The organism is Gottfriedia sp. ABJ_BB2_2 (assembly GCF_055484705.1).
The window spans coordinates 51,935-69,445 of sequence record NZ_JBVFKR010000013.1 but is presented as its reverse complement, the minus strand read 5'-3'; the positions used below and the strand labels follow the sequence as shown (position 1 = coordinate 69,445).

General features: G+C 33.5%; 19 protein-coding genes and 1 tRNA gene. 3 read left to right on the top strand and 17 right to left on the bottom strand.

The genetic code is table 11. From position 1 onward, the window contains the following. Positions 1–6: 6 nt before the first annotated feature. The 11 genes from ACX6U0_RS19565 to ACX6U0_RS19515 all read right to left on the bottom strand — a co-directional run bounded on the left by ACX6U0_RS19565 (position 7) and on the right by ACX6U0_RS19515 (position 10,802). Entirely contained in the window at positions 7–309 is a 303-nt protein-coding gene (locus ACX6U0_RS19565) for a lactose/cellobiose PTS transporter subunit IIB (RefSeq protein WP_464961530.1), read from the bottom strand. A gap of 435 nt (positions 310–744) precedes the next feature. Further along, entirely contained in the window at positions 745–1,068 is a 324-nt protein-coding gene (locus tag ACX6U0_RS19560) for a PTS lactose/cellobiose transporter subunit IIA (RefSeq protein ID WP_464961529.1), read from the bottom strand. A 23-nt stretch (positions 1,069–1,091) separates the two neighbouring features. After that, complete coding sequence (locus ACX6U0_RS19555; protein WP_464961528.1) at positions 1,092–2,447, bottom strand: PTS sugar transporter subunit IIC; 1,356 nt, start codon at positions 2,445–2,447, stop codon at positions 1,092–1,094. A gap of 44 nt (positions 2,448–2,491) precedes the next feature. After that, positions 2,492–2,794, bottom strand: coding sequence for a PTS sugar transporter subunit IIB (locus tag ACX6U0_RS19550; protein WP_088000782.1), 303 nt, complete (start codon positions 2,792–2,794; stop codon positions 2,492–2,494). Between the two features lie 349 nt (positions 2,795–3,143). Next, the gene (locus ACX6U0_RS19545; protein WP_464961527.1) at positions 3,144–3,437 is read right to left on the bottom strand and encodes a DUF6509 family protein; all 294 of its coding nucleotides are present in this window, start codon (positions 3,435–3,437) and stop codon (positions 3,144–3,146) included. Positions 3,438–3,758: 321 nt separating this feature from the next. Next, positions 3,759–3,902 (bottom strand): DUF3934 family protein, encoded by a 144-nt coding sequence (locus ACX6U0_RS19540; RefSeq protein ID WP_464961526.1) that lies wholly within the window; start codon positions 3,900–3,902, stop codon positions 3,759–3,761. A gap of 314 nt (positions 3,903–4,216) precedes the next feature. After that, positions 4,217–4,289: transfer RNA gene (locus tag ACX6U0_RS19535), tRNA-Arg, on the bottom strand. Positions 4,290–4,706: 417 nt separating this feature from the next. Next, on the bottom strand, positions 4,707–6,149 hold the full coding sequence (locus ACX6U0_RS19530) for a 6-phospho-beta-glucosidase (RefSeq protein WP_464961525.1): 1,443 nt from the start codon (positions 6,147–6,149) through the stop codon (positions 4,707–4,709). 21 nt (positions 6,150–6,170) lie between these two features. After that, the gene (locus ACX6U0_RS19525) at positions 6,171–8,084 is read right to left on the bottom strand and encodes a beta-glucoside-specific PTS transporter subunit IIABC (protein ID WP_464961524.1); all 1,914 of its coding nucleotides are present in this window, start codon (positions 8,082–8,084) and stop codon (positions 6,171–6,173) included. 188 nt (positions 8,085–8,272) lie between these two features. Beyond that, on the bottom strand, positions 8,273–9,106 hold the full coding sequence (gene licT, locus ACX6U0_RS19520; RefSeq protein ID WP_464961523.1) for a BglG family transcription antiterminator LicT: 834 nt from the start codon (positions 9,104–9,106) through the stop codon (positions 8,273–8,275). A 229-nt stretch (positions 9,107–9,335) separates the two neighbouring features. After that, positions 9,336–10,802 (bottom strand): glycoside hydrolase family 1 protein, encoded by a 1,467-nt coding sequence (locus tag ACX6U0_RS19515; protein ID WP_464961522.1) that lies wholly within the window; start codon positions 10,800–10,802, stop codon positions 9,336–9,338. A 183-nt stretch (positions 10,803–10,985) separates the two neighbouring features. Here ACX6U0_RS19515 and ACX6U0_RS19510 point away from each other — a divergent pair, with 183 nt between their 5' ends. From ACX6U0_RS19510 to ACX6U0_RS19500, 3 genes are all read left to right on the top strand, one after another. Further along, positions 10,986–11,954 carry a LacI family DNA-binding transcriptional regulator gene (locus tag ACX6U0_RS19510; protein ID WP_464961521.1) on the top strand — a complete coding sequence of 323 codons (969 nt, stop codon included), beginning with the start codon at positions 10,986–10,988 and terminating at the stop codon, positions 11,952–11,954. A 190-nt stretch (positions 11,955–12,144) separates the two neighbouring features. Further along, entirely contained in the window at positions 12,145–12,738 is a 594-nt protein-coding gene (clpP, locus tag ACX6U0_RS19505) for an ATP-dependent Clp endopeptidase proteolytic subunit ClpP (RefSeq protein ID WP_088000792.1), read from the top strand. A 172-nt stretch (positions 12,739–12,910) separates the two neighbouring features. After that, positions 12,911–13,075: a hypothetical protein gene (locus tag ACX6U0_RS19500; RefSeq protein ID WP_464961520.1), complete on the top strand. Its 165-nt coding sequence runs from the start codon at positions 12,911–12,913 to the stop codon at positions 13,073–13,075. Between the two features lie 38 nt (positions 13,076–13,113). Here the strand turns inward: ACX6U0_RS19500 and ACX6U0_RS19495 are convergent, their stop codons facing one another. The 6 genes from ACX6U0_RS19495 to rapZ form a co-directional block, all read right to left on the bottom strand. Further along, positions 13,114–13,623 (bottom strand): DinB family protein, encoded by a 510-nt coding sequence (locus ACX6U0_RS19495; protein WP_464961519.1) that lies wholly within the window; start codon positions 13,621–13,623, stop codon positions 13,114–13,116. 69 nt (positions 13,624–13,692) lie between these two features. Next, the gene (locus ACX6U0_RS19490) at positions 13,693–14,118 is read right to left on the bottom strand and encodes a DUF1801 domain-containing protein (protein WP_464961518.1); all 426 of its coding nucleotides are present in this window, start codon (positions 14,116–14,118) and stop codon (positions 13,693–13,695) included. 222 nt (positions 14,119–14,340) lie between these two features. Further along, positions 14,341–14,598 carry an HPr family phosphocarrier protein gene (locus ACX6U0_RS19485; RefSeq protein ID WP_464961517.1) on the bottom strand — a complete coding sequence of 86 codons (258 nt, stop codon included), beginning with the start codon at positions 14,596–14,598 and terminating at the stop codon, positions 14,341–14,343. A gap of 22 nt (positions 14,599–14,620) precedes the next feature. Continuing rightward, positions 14,621–15,571: a DNA-binding protein WhiA gene (gene whiA / locus ACX6U0_RS19480; RefSeq protein WP_088000800.1), complete on the bottom strand. Its 951-nt coding sequence runs from the start codon at positions 15,569–15,571 to the stop codon at positions 14,621–14,623. A gap of 41 nt (positions 15,572–15,612) precedes the next feature. Next, a complete protein-coding gene (locus ACX6U0_RS19475) occupies positions 15,613–16,605 on the bottom strand; it encodes a gluconeogenesis factor YvcK family protein (RefSeq protein ID WP_464961545.1) in 993 nt (330 codons plus the stop codon). After that, positions 16,602–17,486, bottom strand: a complete 885-nt coding sequence (gene rapZ, locus ACX6U0_RS19470) for an RNase adapter RapZ (protein WP_464961516.1) — start codon at positions 17,484–17,486, stop codon at positions 16,602–16,604. The genes ACX6U0_RS19475 and rapZ overlap by 4 nt, the downstream gene beginning before the upstream one ends. Positions 17,487–17,511 lie beyond the last annotated feature (25 nt).

Sequence of the window (17,511 nt, the reverse complement as noted above, 5' to 3'; positions counted from 1 at the left end):
ATTCAATTACTTTTTAAGACTAAGAGCTAACTCCAATACAGCTTCTCCGTTCATTAATCCATAATGTACTGGATTAATAACATCAACAGGAATTCCTTTTGGTTCAGCAATTTTCTTCATTTCCGATGCTAAGTAACGTACTTGAGGACCCAATAAAAGAACATCTGCTTTATCTAAATTTTCCTTCGCAGCATCTCCTGACACAGCCCAAATTTTTGCTTCAATACCTTTTTCTTTTGCGGCATTTTCCATTTTTGTTACTAGTAAACTAGTAGACATACCAGCTGAACAAGCTAATAAAATATTCATTTCGATTCCTCCTAAATGAGATACTGTTTGTAGCGCTTACAAGTTAGAAAAAAATTATTCATCTAAAACAATAAACAGACTACAAACTAATTAAGTTGTGTTTACACTCTTTTATATTGCAATTACCATGCCAATTTTTTAAAAAGTAATAATTATTATTTGAAAATATTAATAAAAGCCTATTATATCAGTAGTTGATCATTCAAAATATATTCATTGATCATGTAAATCATATTAGCCATAATATTAGTGTGTTATCAATCTATCGTGATATTTCACAGATATATCTTTAGTGTGTTGGTTCAATAAGCAGTGTGTTGGTTAATGAACACACTAAAAAAAATAGTGTTTTATTGTTAAAAGTTTTATTTACTAAATTATACACTTTCACATAAGAAAGGTGGTATAGCCCAATGCTATACCACCTTCATTTATTTATAGATGTGAAGTTTTTTCATGTAGAAAAATAATTTCTTCAACTAAATCTCTGGTTGTTAAACAGTTCATTAAATGATCCTGTGCATGTACAAGTAAAATATTAATAGGATATTTCTCTCCATTCGCCTCACTTTGAATTAAAGTCGTTTGTGAATGATGAGCTTTTCTTAATTCGGCATTTGCTTCAGTTACCTTTTCTCGCGCCTCACTAAATTTTTCTTCTCGTGCAATGTACATTGCTTCCATTAATAAACTTTTAGCGTTTCCAGCATGTAATATTAGTTGGAATGCAATTTGTTCTATATTCGTGTCAGTAGTCATTTGCACTCTTCCCTTCACATCTATTAAAGATTTAAAGTGTTATTATTAGAAGTTTCTGTTGCTTTTTTAACTTCCATACGCTCAGCTACAAAAACGAACGGTAAATAAACGATGATTGAAATAACTACGTTTACTGCTGCTAATACAGCACCTGATACATGACCACCTGTTGCTAAATAACCACCAATAATTGGAGGAGTAACCCAAGGAATCGTTGATACAACTGGGTATACTAAATGTGAAGCAACTGCTAAATAAGAAATAATTGTTAATAAAATTGGCGTTAAAATGAATGGAATTAACCAAACTGGATTTAATACAATTGGTAAACCGAAAATGATTGGTTCATTAATATTAAATAATGATGGTGGAGTACCTAATGCGATCATTTGTTTATTACGTCTACGGTTAACAATAAACATCGCGATTAGTAAACCAATTGTCGTACCAGATCCACCCATATAAACGAATGCATCTAAGAATGGGCCAGCTAATACTGCATATTTATCTAAGTCTGTTACATTTTTTGCGTATAAATCGATATTTTGGTTACCTAATGCTGTTAATAATGGAGTTGTAATTCCACCTAAAATGTTTGGACCATGTAATCCTAATGCCCAGAAGAAGTGAACAAAGAATGCTATTGCTACTGCGAAACCTAATGAATCTGCAGCATTTGTTAAAGGTTTTACAAGTACTGAATTTAACCAGTCGTTAAAGAATACACCGTCAGAAATATATAATCTAAATAATAATCCAACTAAAGCTACGATGAAAATTGTTAACATACCTGGTAATAGTTTTGCGAATGCTTTTGAAACTGCTGGCGGAACACCATCCGGTAATTTAATTACTAATTGTTTTACTTTTGCTAATCTAACAAAAATCTCAGTCGCAACAATCGCTACAATGATACCAGTAAATAGTGCTGTAGTATTTAATGAATTCCAGCTAATGAATCCCCAAGCACCACCAGTTGCTGTTTCTCCACCTTCAAGCGTAACCGATACAGCAGCTAAAGATTGAGGAACTAATACGAAGTAAGATGCCAATGCAACTAACATTGCTTCAAAACCTTCGTCTCCATAAGAACGAGCTAGCTTATGGGCAATACCAACAACAGCAAATACTGTCATGAATGCAAATGTTCCCCACCAAATGTCTCCACCTAGTGTTTTCCAGTTTGCTCCAAAAATTGCTTCCATCATATTGTCGTAGCCTTTAATAGCTCCGCCTAAGTTATTGATTAGAGTTGCAAACGCTCCAATCATCGTGATTGCGATCATACCAATTAACGCATCACGAATTGCTAATAAATGACGTTGGTTTCCGAACTTCGCCGCTGCCGGCATAATATACTTTTCAGCAAAACGCATCATCTTTCAGTACACCTTCTTTTCTCTTTAATTTTTTAAATGCCCCGTTATTTCTTCAAATTTAATGCCATTTCCAATACTGCTTCTCCGTTCATTAGACCATAATGAACCGGATTAATAACATCCACTGGTATTCCCTTAGGTTCAGCTAGCTTCTTCATTTCTGATGCAAGATAACGAACCTGTGGTCCAAGTAGTAGTACATCTGCTTTTTCTAAATTTTCCTTTGCTGCATCACCTGCAACTGCCCAAATCTTCGCTTGAATTCCTTTTGCCTGTGCTGCTTGTTCCATTTTCGTAACAAGCAAACTAGTAGACATCCCTGCAGAACATACCAATAAGATATTCATTCTCCACCTCCAAACTTAAATTTACTAATTTTTGTAACGCTTACATTTTTACATATAAATACAAAAGATTTGATTCGTTACAAAAACAAGCAATTCATCAATTTTAATATTGCAATTACTGTGCCAATTTTCTAAAAAATCTTATTATTAAATTTGAACAAATAAAAAAACCTTGAAAAATCAAGGTTTTAAAAACGAAATATATTTTTGGATTCAGCTAGTGTATCATCAGTGTGTAAAACACCAAATACTGTGTTAATATAATTCACTTAGTGTGTTATATTTTCGTATCATTTTCCATTTTTCGACTACTATGTGTGTTCCGAATGACACAATCATCATAAATGAATTAATCTTCGACAGTAATATGTGTTTTACAAAATTCTTTTAATTCTACTTCTTCATCTTCTTCTAAATCAAAGTCTAAGTAATTATTTGTTTCAACTTCAAATAAATCATACTTAATTACTTTTGATTCTTCGCCGTTTACACCAAATAACGCTTTTATGTATATACCTTTTTCATTGTATAATTCATCATCCTCAGGCACATCAATGAATAGAATAAACTCATATCTGTCGCCTTCAATAATTCCAAATGGATCTTTGATTTCTTCTACAGTGTATTCTTTAATTGTTAACACACAAACATTCCCTTCAATCGTAATATTTACTATTATACACAAATAAGGAAACAAAAAGAAAGACGCCTGCCGCAGCAGACGTCTTGATGCGTTTGAGGCGAGAGACCGGGCGACCACATTCGCGCGTTTAGCTTACGCATATCTCTCGACTTACTCAAATTAGCTCATCGCAAGTAAAACTATAACATGATAAAATGCAGAAAGCAATAAAATCATGATTGGTAAATTATCCATACTATCTATATCGATGACATAAGATGCAAAATTTTGAAGACCTTAAATTACAGTCTCTTAATAAATTACTCATTATGCATTACTTGTTTAATTCGATGTTCCCTTATTCTTAGTACCTTTACTTACATAAGGTTTCGCACTCGCTTTTTTCTTAGCTTTTGCTTGCCAACGATTCCAACCTTTTTTATCTGTACCTCTTCCTGTTCCGCCCTTGCCTTTAGCTTTACTCATTTATACACCTCATAATTCTATTTATCATTACTCATAACTTAGTTTTATCCAAACTAGACTTTTTCATTTCTTGTTGATATCCGAACGTTCAAACATTCGATTTAATAAATACACATAACGTGAAAGATTCATTATAAAAGTTTTTTAGATCAGTATTGTATTTTATTTGATGTAGTGCCTTTTTTCGCTATGGGTGGTGCTTTTTGGTCTAGACTTTCTAACTGAAAATAAGCCCTAATAAAAAACCACGTGTTAGTGATCTCAGTCAAATAATCAACCAAGATGTCTATTCCACGTGGCTTTCATAAAATTAGCGCGCTCGACAGGAATCGAACCTGCGACACACGGTACCGGAAACCGTTGCTCTATCCCCTGAGCTACGAACGCATATTATAATGTAGAATTACTCAAATTTTAAACCGTCACCCCAGTCTCAGTAAGGTTACGCAAGTTGCGGCTCGACTGATACGCTTGAAGTTGTATAGATGAAGTTGATTCATCCGTGCTCTATCCCCTGAGCTACGAACGCATATTTTTATAAAAATATCTTGTTTTTTAAACCGTCACCCCAGTCTCAGTAAGGTTATGCAAGTTGCGGCTCGACTGGTGCCTTGCAGATTTGGCTTCGAAGATTATTCGAACGTGCTTTATCCGACTGAGCAATACCTTTAGATTAATTATATCGTTTGATGTTTCTAACCGCAACGGTTTAAGCTTTTTAGCTTCGAATCTTTTGTTTATCGGATAAAAAGTAGGTGCATTGATTAGAGATCGTTTGCACCTACTTTTTATGGATTTATTAACCTATAAATTTTTACCGTTTGATTGAATGATATCCTGATACCAATAGAAGCTTTTTTTCTTGATTCTATTTAGTGTTCCATTACCTTTATTGTCTTTGTCTACGTAAATATATCCGTATCGTTTTTTCATTTCTCCAGTTCCCGCACTAACTAGGTCAATCGGTCCCCAGCTTGTATAGCCAATAATGTCTACTCCATCTTCTATTGCTTCTGCCATTTCGAGGAAGTGTGATTTTAAATATTCAATTCGATAGTCATCATTTATTGTACCATCCTCATTTAAGATGTCATTTGCTCCTAGTCCATTTTCTACTATAAATAACGGTTTTTGGTATCGGTCATGTAGTTGATTACACGTGACGCGTAAACCTTTAGGGTCAATTTGCCATCCCCACTCAGATTCATTTAAATATGGATTTTTTATTGAAGCAAATATATTACCTTCTGTTAATTGTCCTAGAATTTCTGGGTCAGTACTAGCACATCGACTAGCATAATAACTAAACCCGATATAATCAACTGTATGATTTTTTAAGATTTCTTCATCATCTTGTTCCATTCTAATCTGTAGGTTATTTTCTTTAAAGTACCTCTTAGCATAGCCTGGATATTCGCCCCTTGATTGTACATCTATGAAGAAATATGATTCACGATCTTTATCGATTGCTTCCCATATGTCATTTGGATGGCAAGTATAAGGATACGTTGCTCCAGCAGCTAACATACAACCAATCTGACCATTTGGAATAATCTCATGGCAAGCCTTAACTGCTAATGCACTTGCAACTAACTGGTGATGAGCCGCTTGGTAAAGAATCTGCTTTTTATCCTCACCTTCTTTGATAATAATTCCAGCACCAATAAAAGGTGCATGTAATAACATATTAATTTCATTAAAGGTCATCCAGTACTTTACCTTATCTTTATATCTTTCGAAGATTGTTCTTGAATATTTCTCATAGAACTCAATCATTTTTCTATTTTTCCAGCTACCGTACTTTTCAACTAGATTGATCGGCACATCGAAATGACAAGTCGTAACGACGGGTTCAATATTATATTTTAATAGTTCATCAAAGACATTATCATAAAATTGTAATCCCTCTTCATTTGGAGTTAAATCATCCCCGTTTGGAAAAATTCTTGCCCATGCAATCGAAAGACGTAAACATTTAAATCCCATTTCTGCAAATAATGCAATATCCTCTTTAAATCGATGATAGAAATCAATTGCTTCATGCGATGGATAATAAACGCCATCTTTTAACGCCAATGAATCTACATTTCCTAACATTAGTGAGAAGCGATCCTTCCCTGTAGGTAGTAAATCTACTGTAGTTAACCCTTTTCCACCCTCTAAATATGCACCTTCAGCTTGATTTGCAGCTATTGCACCTCCCCAAAGAAAGTTCTCTGGAAAGCTGTTTAATTTCTTAGTAACCATTCGTTGATCCTCCGTTCTGGTTTATCCAATAATTGTTATTAGTCGTTCTTTCGCAAATACAGTTTTTTTATCCGTACCAAATACATCTAAATAATTTGCTGAATTTGTTAGAATAACAGGAGTAATTGTTTGAAAACCTGCTAATTTAATTTTTTCTATATCAAACTCTAATAATAAATCACCAACACTTACTTTATCCCCAGCTTCAATATGGGCAGTAAAATATTTACCATCTAATTGAACTGTGTCTAAGCCTACGTGAATTAACACTTCCGCTCCATTCTCATCAATTAATCCAATAGCGTGTTTTGTTTTAAAAATAGTTGAAACTGTACCGTTAATTGGAGAAACAACTTTTCCTTCAGTTGGATCGATGGCAATACCTTTTCCCATCACCCCTTTACTAAATACAGGGTCGGTAACATCTTTTAGTTCTACAATTTTCCCTGTAATTGGGCTAAAAACTTCTTGCTGTCTGTTTAAGTTAGATTGGACCGTTTTATTTGTTGTTGCTTCTTCTTTTTCATCAAAGTCTTTTACATCTTTAAAGCTAAATAAATACGTTAAGATAAAACCAATAACGAATGATACAACGATTGAAATGATTGCTCCCCAAAAACCTGCTGAAATACCATCTTTTGGACTAATAAAGTTTGGGATACCAAAGATACCTAGTCCACCCAATAAATAACCGTGAGTGCCTGCTACCCCTAAAATTCCACCACCTATTCCAGCCGCAATACAGCTCATGATAAATGGTTTTTTCAACGGCAAAGTCACACCATAGATTGCAGGCTCAGTTACACCAAAAACTCCTGAGATAAACGCTGGAATACTTAATGATTTAATATTTTTGTTTTTCGTTTTAATCCAAACTGCTAAAACCGCACCGATTTGAGCAAATGAAGCAGCAAATACCATTGCTAAAATAGGATCTGCTCCTGATGTTGTCATATTATTAATCGCAATAGGAACAAGCCCCCAATGAAGACCGAAAATAACAAACACTTGCCAGAATCCGCCTAATAATACTCCTGTTACAACTGGACTTAAATTGTAAACCCATAATGTTGCTGCGCCTAATAAACTACCTGCCCAAGTCGATACTGGCCCAATTACAATAAAAGTTATCGGCACGATTACTAACACAGTACAAAATGGTACTAAAAATGTTTTGACTACATCAGGAATAACATTTTTAAAAAACTTTTCTACTTTTACTGCAAAGTATGCAGCTACGATGATCGGTATAACCGAAGAAGAATAACTCATTAAAATAACTGGGATTCCTAAAAACGTAATATGAATTGGTGATTCAAAAATTGTACCTGCGAAAAGTGTATATAAAGGCTTTCCTGTACTTAATCCAGTTAAAGCAGGATAAACGAGAGCTGCACCAATTGCCATCCCAATAAACGTATTTCCACCAAACTTTTTCATTGCTGTATACCCAAGGAAAATTGGGAAGAAATAGAATAAACAATCTCCGGCCGCATTCAGTATTTGATATGTGCCTGATTCCTGAGTAATCCAACCTAAAGCAAGGAAGAGTGCAGCAAAACCTTTAATCATTCCTGTCGCTGCTAAAACACCTAGGACTGGACTAAATACACCTGAAATAATATCTATGAACTTATTAAAAAGATTTCCTTTTTTATCGTTACTCTTTTCTTCATTGTTGCTAGATTGAAAGTTACCAACTTCAAGTACTGCGTTATATACATCTGATACGTGATTTCCAATTACTACTTGATATTGCCCACCGCTTTGCATAACGGTGATGACACCATTTAATCGTTTGATCTCATCTGTTTTTGCAATACCATCATCTTTCAATTGGAATCGTAATCTTGTAATACAGTGTGTGACACTACTAATATTCGATTTCCCACCAACTTTTTCAATAATGTCGCTTGCTAATTGGTTGTATTTCACTAACTTCCCCTACCTTCTTTACTTAATTTTTAAGAAAAAGAAAAACCTAAACTACTAGAAATACAAGACAGTGGTCTCATATTTTTAGTAATTTAGGTTTTGCCTGCATAATCAGTAACAATCCTATTATCGTTTATTCTATATGTTAAGTTTAAAAGAAATCGCTTTCTTTTTTGGTGAAGAAAAAATTATTGATGACGTGCTACTCTTTCAATATGAATTGTTAAATACAGCATTTCTTCATTTGTTAAATCATTTTTATACTCTGATTTTATATACTGTTTAATTTTTTCTGCACATTTAAATGATTCAGTATACTTACTATTAACTAAATCATATAAGAAATCATCATCGCTATTCATAACAGTGCCATGAAATAATCTCTGTGCAAAGAATTTCAAATGAATGATAAATCGATAGTAATATAGTGATTCTTCATCAAAATCAATTTTAAAATGATATTTTACAATGTTTAAAATTTCTTGGGTTACTTTTGTTATATTGATGATATTGGGCATTTCTTCATTTAATTCGGCATTTACTATGTGAAGGGCAATAAAAGCAGCTTCATCTTCAGGAAGAGCCACATCAAGATTTTTTTCAATCATTTTTAATGCTTCTTTTCCTATCGCAAATTCATCTTTGTAAATTCTTTTTGTTTCCCAAAGCAATCCATTTTTTATATGCAAACCACGTTTGTTCCGGTCAATTGCAAAGTAAATATGATCAGTTAATGAAACATAAATACTTTCATTTAACTTTTTACCAATTGTCATTTTTGCGAATTGAATAATTTCCTCTGATACTTTCATATATTCCATTGGAACTTCGTATAATAATTTTTTAAATCTCTCTGAAACGTCTTTGTTTTCTAAAGTAAATATCTTCTCAATATTTTCTTCTTTTACTAGGTCTCCTCTTTTCTTTTGAAAAGCAATTCCGCGACCCATAATAACTAATTCTTGATTTTTTTCATTGATCACACTAATTACATTATTATTAAATACCTTCGCAATTTCCATGTCGCCCCTCCTCACATTAGAAAATGAAAAAAACCTAAATTACCATCGTAAAGGAATGAAAATCCTAAACTTTAGATAATTTAGGTTTTGCCTGCCGAACAGTAACAACCCTAATAAATAAGATTTATTTAAACCAAAATTACCATATTAAATAAGCTTCGTCAACGCTTTCAATATAAAAATTTGTATTTTCTGATAAATTTATTTTTTACGCCAAATTCCTATCGAATTATGCTAAATCTTCACCATTTGTTGCAATTACTTTTTTGTACCAATCAAAGCTCTTTTTCTTACGTCTTTCTAATGTTCCGTTGCCTTCATCATCTTGGTCAACATAAATGAAACCGTAACGTTTAGACATTTCAGAAGTACCTGCACTAATCAGGTCGATACATCCCCAACTGGTATATCCAATTACGTCTACTCCATCGTTAATTGCTTCTTTTATTTCCTCAATATGCGCCCGTAAATACTCTATACGATAATAGTCATTAATTGACCCATCATCTTCTACGGTATCGTATGCTCCAAGTCCATTTTCTACAATAAATAAAGGTACTTGATAACGATCATACATTTTCTTTAATGATATACGTAATCCTTTTGGATCAATTTGCCACCCCCAATCTGATGCTTTTAAATAAGGATTTTTAATTCCACTAAAGAAGTTACCTCTTTCCTTTATTTTTCCAGGTGCCCCACTTGAAACCATTGTCATGTAATAACTAAATGATAAGAAATCCACTGTATGTTGTAATAAAATTTCTTCATCTCCTGGTAACATATCAATCGTAATATCATTCTCATCAAAATAACGTTTCATAAAACTTGGATAATAACCTCGTACTTGTACATCAGTAAAGAATAGATTCATTTGGTCTTCATTAAGAGCTTCTAACACATCATCTGGATTGCATGTTTCAGGATAAGTCTCCATTCGTGCTAACATACAACCAATTTGTCCGTCTGGAATTATTTCATGACATGCCTTAACCGCTCTTGCACTTGCTACAAATTGATGGTGTAATGCTTGATAAATTGTTTGCTCCTTATTTTCAACACGATCAATGATGATTCCACTGCCTATGTATGGACTAAGTGTTGATATATTGATTTCATTAAACGTTAGCCAAAATTTCACTTTATCTTTATACCGATTAAAAACTGTTTCAGCATAATGAACAAAATAATCTACTACTCTTCGATCTGCCCACCCATTATAATTTTGTACTAAATACAGAGGCATTTCATAGTGAGATAATGTAACCAATGGTTCAATACCATATTTCAATAACTCATCGAATACTTTGTCATAAAATTTAAGACCTTCTTCATTTGGTTCCAATTCATCTCCCTGCGGAAAAATACGTGGCCAAGAAATAGACATTCGATATGTTTTGAAACCCATTTCTGCAAATAGTGCAATATCTTCTTTATATCGATGGTAGAAATCAATTCCACGACGTTTTGGGAAATTGTCCCCTGCCTTTCCTGCTATTACCTCTTCTAATTGTTGTTCACTTGTTATATCCATCGAATGACCAGTTTGATCTCGTTCTTCTTTTGGTACAAAAACAACCATATCAAAAATTGATAAACCCTTTCCTCCTTCATTAAATGCTCCCTCTAGTTGATTAGCTGCAGTTGCTCCACCCCAAAGAAAACCCTCTGGGAAGCTCGTTTGATTAGTACGCATACTTAATGTCCTCCTACTAGTTTCTTATTTTTATATTCTACTTACACCGATATCATAATTTCTGAAATGCATTTCAGGTCAATCCTTTTTAAAGATAAATTTCAAATTTTCAAACAAGAGTCGTAACCACTTTTATGATAATGTAGTAATAATAGAAGTAATTCATGCTAGGAGATAAAACGTATGTTGAATATAAAAGAAATTGCAAAAATAGCAAACGTATCACCAAGCACTGTTTCTCGTGTACTAAACAACCATCCACACGTGAACGAAATGACGAAAAAAAGAGTTTTGAACGTTATTGAGCAATTTGATTACGTTCCGAATTTAAATGCTGTTAAATTAAAAAGAGGCAGAAACTTTTTAATCGGTATCATCACCCCTGAGATTAATGAAATTGGCTTACCGTACATCAATAGTTTTATTTCCATTGCAAACGAACATGGTTATAAAACAATTACCTATTCTACAAATTACGAAAAAACAGGTGAAATAGAAGCATTAGAGGCTTTACGACGAAAAGAGATAGATGCTCTTGTTATTACTGTTAGGGCTTCCGAATGGCCTGACATTGAACGCTATTGTAAATATGGGCCAATTGTTGCGTTAGAAAGAGTTGATTCAGACTTTGTCCCTTCTGTTTATTTAGACCAATATATTGGTTATTTCATGGCGTTAGAATATTTAATTCAAAAGGGGTATCGAAAAATTGGAAATGCCTTTGGAAGAATGAATGGATTAAATACAATTAGAAGAATTCAGGCCTACAATGATCTATTAGAAATTCATAAAATTCCAATTAAGAAAGAATATAACTTTACTGAAGTATATTCTTCAACTGATGGTGAAGAAGTTTTAAAACAGTTATGTAAATTAACAGATAGACCTGATGCCATCATTTGCGCTAATGATTTCGTAGCAGCTGGAATTGTTTCAGAAGCGAAACGAAAAGGAATGAATATACCCCTTGATTTAGCTGTCGTCGGTTTTGATAATCACTTAATGTCTAGAGTTTTAGATATTACTACAATACATAATCCAATTAAGCAACAGGCAGAAAATGCGTTTAAATGTATCTATGAAAAACTAGAAAAAACACCTCAAGTTATCGAATCTTTAGAATATAAATTAATCATAAGAAAAACTACATAATCTTTCGTTTAAAAATAGGAAAAGTCGTTAATGATGTTGAAGTATTACTTAATGAATATTTTTTAAAGTCATTAATATTTTTTAGTCGAAAGAATACACTGAATGTAGCATCTCTTTTATTTGACCTTTTCTGACCTTAAAGGTATTATTGAATTAATCAATCTTTTGTTTCTAAGAAGGAGGAGAAAAAATGAATTTAATTCCTACAGTTATTGAACAAACAAGTCGTGGTGAGCGTGCGTATGATATTTACTCTCGTCTATTAAAAGATCGTATCATCATGTTAGGTAGTGCAATAGATGATAACGTAGCTAACTCGATTGTCTCTCAGCTTTTATTCTTAGCTGCTGAAGATCCAGACAAAGATATTTCACTTTACATAAATAGTCCTGGTGGAAGTATTACAGCTGGTATGGCTATTTATGACACAATGAATTTTATTAAGCCTCAAGTATCAACTATCTGTATTGGTATGGCTGCTTCAATGGGTGCATTCTTATTGGCTGCCGGTGAAAAAGGCAAAAGATTTGCTCTTCCAAATGCGGAAGTAATGATTCACCAACCATTAGGTGGTGCTCAAGGTCAAGCAACAGAAATTGAAATTGCTGCAAAACGTATCTTATTCTTACGTGATAAGTTAAACGGAATTCTTGCAGAGCGTACTGGTCAACCTTTAGAAACAATCGAGCGTGACACAGAACGTGATAACTTCATGACATCTGAACGTGCGTTAGAGTACGGTTTAATTGATAAAGTAATTTCTAGCACTGCTACAATTAAGTAATAAGTATAGAAACTAGTCGATTTTTTCGGCTAGTTTTTTTATTTTTTATTCTGTTTCCTCGCGTCCCTTCCCACTTGTTCTATAAAACTTGAATGAAGCTCGAAATTTCGTTAAGACTAACGTTAGAGAATTGTCTATAACATTTCTATTTAATTTTGGAGGTCTAAACAGAATGGACAAAAAAAAGAAGCCCCTTCATCTTGAGGAGCAACTAAAGATCACTGCGGATTTAAACAATCTTGAACCAGGTGAGTCCGTAAATGAACATCGAACCATTGAAACGGCAAATATCATATTAGCTGGCGAAGAAATTAAACAACAAAATAACAATCTTTAAAAAAGAATCCTCCAATGGAAAGTTTGGGGGATTTTTATTTAGTTTCTCAAAAATGCCACTATATCTTCTAAATCTGACTTCTGACGTAGATGATGGCGGAAGTGCATGTCGACCAAATCATACCATTCCCTAGCATTGAGCCAGCCGAATCCACCATGTTTAACCTTGTAATTCGGATTAATTTGATTTACTTTCAAATGCCAATATCGCATCTTTTTCTCTACCTGTTCTAGCCGACTCATAAGGACTTCATTACAATCCGAATTATTTGGTGGAGCATTTAATTCATCTGGCAACTTAATTTTAATAGGAGGAAATCCACCGTTCTTAAACAAGTTCTCTCCAAACTCTGTTTTTTCGAGTATTTGCTCTTCCTTAGTAATCGCACATGCTTCCACATTTTCAAGGTATTCAAAAGCAACTAAAATTAAATGGTCGTACATTTGACAAATGGACCATACCCCATCTGCCGGTATATACCTTAGTTGTTCTAACGAATAATTTTGAAGGGCGTTTTTGTAGGTTTCGATTACGCTTATCTCACTCATTTCAACACTCCTTCTTCACATTCATTGCATCATAGACAAAAGAGTTTTCAATACACTTACTAAAAGGAATTACTTATGATCGGGATAGCTTTGCTTCATAAACTTTACTGTATTCTCAATTAAAGACCTCAAGACATTTACATCAACATCAGCTAATTTGTTTATGTACACACATGATTTCCCAGTTGTATGTTTACCTAAATTCTTTAATAAAGACTCTCGATATGGATCATCAGGTGCTAAATATAAGCTAACCTTCGCTTTACGTGGAGAAAAGGCAACTAATGGTGAATCACCTTCGTGGCCAGTTTTATATTTATAATGATATGCACCAAAACCAATAATACTTGGTCCCCACATCTTTGCTTCATAACCTGTTACTTCAGTAAATAGATCTAATAATTTATATGCATCCTCACGTTTTTTAGGATTTTCAATATCTTCAATAAACTCGATAACACTATTATTCGTTTCTTTCGTTTTTGGTTCATACATATTGATAAACCCTCCTTTTCTTTAGGAATTATTTGTAAATCATTGAATTGAATTGGCTACATTTAAATTCTTCTACAAGAAAAAATTTTATCCTTCAGATTCAATCCAAATACATGCCTATTTTCACAATCGTAAGCTATTAACAAAGAGGTTTTTACATTTTTCCTATGGGTCTATAAAACCTAAAAAGGACATTCCATTAAAAATGAATGTCCTTCTACATTATATTTCTTCTCCGATAAACTTAAGCATTTCTTGCATTGCTTCGACCTCGTCGTCGCCAGTTACAGTGATGACTACTTCTTCGCCAAATGGTACAGCAAGACTCATTACGCCCATAATGCTTTTTACGTTAACTTGTTTACCTTTATATGCTAACAATACCTCCGAACGAAATCTTGTTGCAATTTGTACAAATTGTGCTGCTGGACGAGCTTGTATGCCAGTTTCTAATAATACTTTCCCTCTTTTTTCTAACAAAGTACGTCCCTCCCTATTTTTATTATTTTATTTTTATCGGTTCACCAGCTCGAAGTTTATCAGCAATTTCATCAATTTTTCTTAGTCGATGATTAATTCCTGATTTACTAATTGATCCGCTCGATACCATTTCACCTAATTCTTTTAAGGTTACATCCTCATACTCTACACGTAGTTCTGCAATTTCACGTAATTTAGGAGGTAAAATATCTAAACCAACTGAGCTTTGAATATATCTAATATTTTCAATTTGGCGGAATGCCGCACTAATTGTTTTATTTAAGTTCGCAGTTTCACAATTTACTAGACGATTAACACTGTTTCTCATATCTCTCACAATTCGGATATCTTCAAATCGTAATAAAGCCGAGTGTGCACCAACAATATTTAAAAACTCAGTAATCTTTTCTGCTTCTTTTAAATAAGTAATATAGCCTTTTCGACGTTCTAAAGTCTTCGCATTCAAACCAAATTCGTTCATTAAACGACAAATGGCTTCTGTATGTTCTTTGTATAATGAAAAAATTTCTAAGTGATAAGAAGATGTCTCCGGATTATTTACCGATCCTCCAGCTAAAAATGCCCCTCTTAAATATGAGCGTTTACAACATTTCTTTTCAATTAATTCTTTTGCAATTTCATTCGTAAATGTAAACCCTTCACCTGTAATATATAGGTCATTTAAAATGTGCTTTGCTTCTTCTTTAATGCGAACAATGTATACATTATTCTTTTTTAAACGCATCTTTTTACGAACGAGTAATTCAACGTCCACATCGTAAACACGTTTTATTAATACATATATTCTTCTAGCAATCGCAGCGTTTTCAGTAACAACATCTACAATAAATTGGCGATTTGCAAATGATAATGAACCATTCATTCGAATTAATGAAGATAATTCGGATTTAGAGCAGCAATCCTTAATTTCAATTGTTGTTAATTCTTTCTTTGTCTCGGATGCAAAGGACATTTGAATCACCCCCTCCTTTTAACACTTTTTAAAAATTTATTTCATTTTACCTTTTTACCTTTTTTAACTTTAATTTTAGTTGGAATTAAATCACATAAGATTTCAGCCAATTTTACAGTATCATGCCTAATGACATTATCATCATATTTAATGATTGGTTTCGTAACAACTTCAAGTTTTAATTCATTTAATTGATCTAAATCAAACAATACTTGTTGTGATAATTCTTCGTTATATCGTTTTAAAATATTATTTGGGATTTTTCCTTCATTAACGATAATAGTGTCAATAAAGCTTGAATCCATGTGGTCATTTAAAGCTTTTACATGATCGCTTGCACTATAATGTAATGTTTCACCAGCCTGCGTCATTACATTACAAACATATACCTTTTTTGCTTTAGCAGAAATAACAGCCTTACCAATGTCTGTTACTAATAAATTAGGTAGAATACTTGTATATAAACTACCAGGCCCTATCACAATTAAATCAGCCTTCTCTATTTCAACAATAGCCTCTTTTATCGGTTCTACATTACTTGGAGATAAAAAGACTTTTTCAATCTTCTTACCAGAATAAGGAATTTTCGACTCACCTGAAACAATTGTCCCATCTTCAAGCTCTGCTTTTAAAACAACGCTCTGATTAGCAGCCGGAATTACCTTTCCTCTTACATTTAATACTTTTCTCATCTCAATGATTGCTCGATAAAAATCTCCTGTAATATCTGTCATTGCACTTAACATTAAATTCCCAAGTGAATGTCCTGATAAATCTCCTGTTGTTGTAAAACGATGTTGAAATAATTCTTCTAGCATTGGTTCCACGTCTGACAACGCTGCCAATACATTTCGAACATCTCCAGGAGGTGGAATTTTTAGTTCATCTCGTAAACGTCCTGAACTTCCTCCATCATCAGCTACTGTTACAATTGCAGTTATATCTACCGGATGTTTTTTTAAACCACGTACTAAAACCGATAAGCCCGTGCCGCCTCCAATAATGACGATTTTTGATTGTTCGCTCGGCATTATTTGTGGCTCCTTTTCTCAACATCACGATGGCTAACGTTCGTATCATATTGGTCTTTAAAGTAGTTGGCTAAGTACTCTGCTAGTGTAACTGATCGATGTTGTCCGCCTGTACATCCAATCGCGATGATTAATTGTCTTTTACCTTCTCTTTTATATTGAGGTAACATGAAACTAACTAAATCAATTAATTTCAACATAAATTCAGTTGTCTCATTAAATTTCAGTACATAAGAGGAAACCTCTTTATCAAGGCCAGTCAAAGGTCTCATCGATTCAATGTAAAAAGGATTTGGTAAGAATCGAACGTCGAATACTAAATCTGCATCAATTGGAATGCCATATTTAAATCCAAATGACTCAATATTCACTGAAAAACCCTCTTGTTCGTTCTGACGGAATTGCTTAATAATCTTTTCTCTTAAAGCTTTAGGTTTTAAATCTGATGTATCATATATTAACTGCGCTCGACCCTTTACTTGAGCCAATAATGATCGTTCCATCTCAATTCCTTTTAATGGAGATCCAGTTGGTGATAATGGATGCGAACGGCGAGTTTCTTTATATCGTGTAACCAATGCAGAATCTGTAGCATCTAGAAACAATATTTGTGGGATGATTGAAGGAGTTGTCATTAACTGATCTAATGAACTACCTAACTGATCAAAAAATTCTCTTCCACGAAGATCCATTACAAGCGCAACTTTATCTGTTGTATGATGATCTGGATCCTTCAATAATTCTACAAACTTAGGAAGTAATGCTGGCGGAAGATTATCAACGCAGAAATATCCTATATCTTCTAATGCTTGCACAACGACTGTTTTACCAGCACCTGACATTCCCGTAATAATGACCATGTTTACATGAGATCTTGTAGCCATTCTAACTCCACCCTTTCTAAGATTT

Coding starts and splice junctions, on each gene's coding strand:
- ACX6U0_RS19495 (WP_464961519.1), bottom strand. CDS start 13,623: ATGAGTGAGATAAGCGTAATCGAAACCTACAAAAACGCCCTTCAAAAT.
- whiA (WP_088000800.1), bottom strand. CDS start 15,571: ATGTCCTTTGCATCCGAGACAAAGAAAGAATTAACAACAATTGAAATT.
- ACX6U0_RS19530 (WP_464961525.1), bottom strand. CDS start 6,149: ATGGTTACTAAGAAATTAAACAGCTTTCCAGAGAACTTTCTTTGGGGA.
- clpP (WP_088000792.1), top strand. CDS start 12,145: ATGAATTTAATTCCTACAGTTATTGAACAAACAAGTCGTGGTGAGCGT.
- rapZ (WP_464961516.1), bottom strand. CDS start 17,486: ATGGCTACAAGATCTCATGTAAACATGGTCATTATTACGGGAATGTCA.
- ACX6U0_RS19560 (WP_464961529.1), bottom strand. CDS start 1,068: ATGACTACTGACACGAATATAGAACAAATTGCATTCCAACTAATATTA.
- ACX6U0_RS19565 (WP_464961530.1), bottom strand. CDS start 309: ATGAATATTTTATTAGCTTGTTCAGCTGGTATGTCTACTAGTTTACTA.
- ACX6U0_RS19515 (WP_464961522.1), bottom strand. CDS start 10,802: ATGCGTACTAATCAAACGAGCTTCCCAGAGGGTTTTCTTTGGGGTGGA.
- ACX6U0_RS19500 (WP_464961520.1), top strand. CDS start 12,911: ATGGACAAAAAAAAGAAGCCCCTTCATCTTGAGGAGCAACTAAAGATC.
- ACX6U0_RS19550 (WP_088000782.1), bottom strand. CDS start 2,794: ATGAATATCTTATTGGTATGTTCTGCAGGGATGTCTACTAGTTTGCTT.
- ACX6U0_RS19555 (WP_464961528.1), bottom strand. CDS start 2,447: ATGATGCGTTTTGCTGAAAAGTATATTATGCCGGCAGCGGCGAAGTTC.
- ACX6U0_RS19490 (WP_464961518.1), bottom strand. CDS start 14,118: ATGTATGAACCAAAAACGAAAGAAACGAATAATAGTGTTATCGAGTTT.
- ACX6U0_RS19540 (WP_464961526.1), bottom strand. CDS start 3,902: ATGAGTAAAGCTAAAGGCAAGGGCGGAACAGGAAGAGGTACAGATAAA.
- licT (WP_464961523.1), bottom strand. CDS start 9,106: ATGGAAATTGCGAAGGTATTTAATAATAATGTAATTAGTGTGATCAAT.
- ACX6U0_RS19510 (WP_464961521.1), top strand. CDS start 10,986: ATGTTGAATATAAAAGAAATTGCAAAAATAGCAAACGTATCACCAAGC.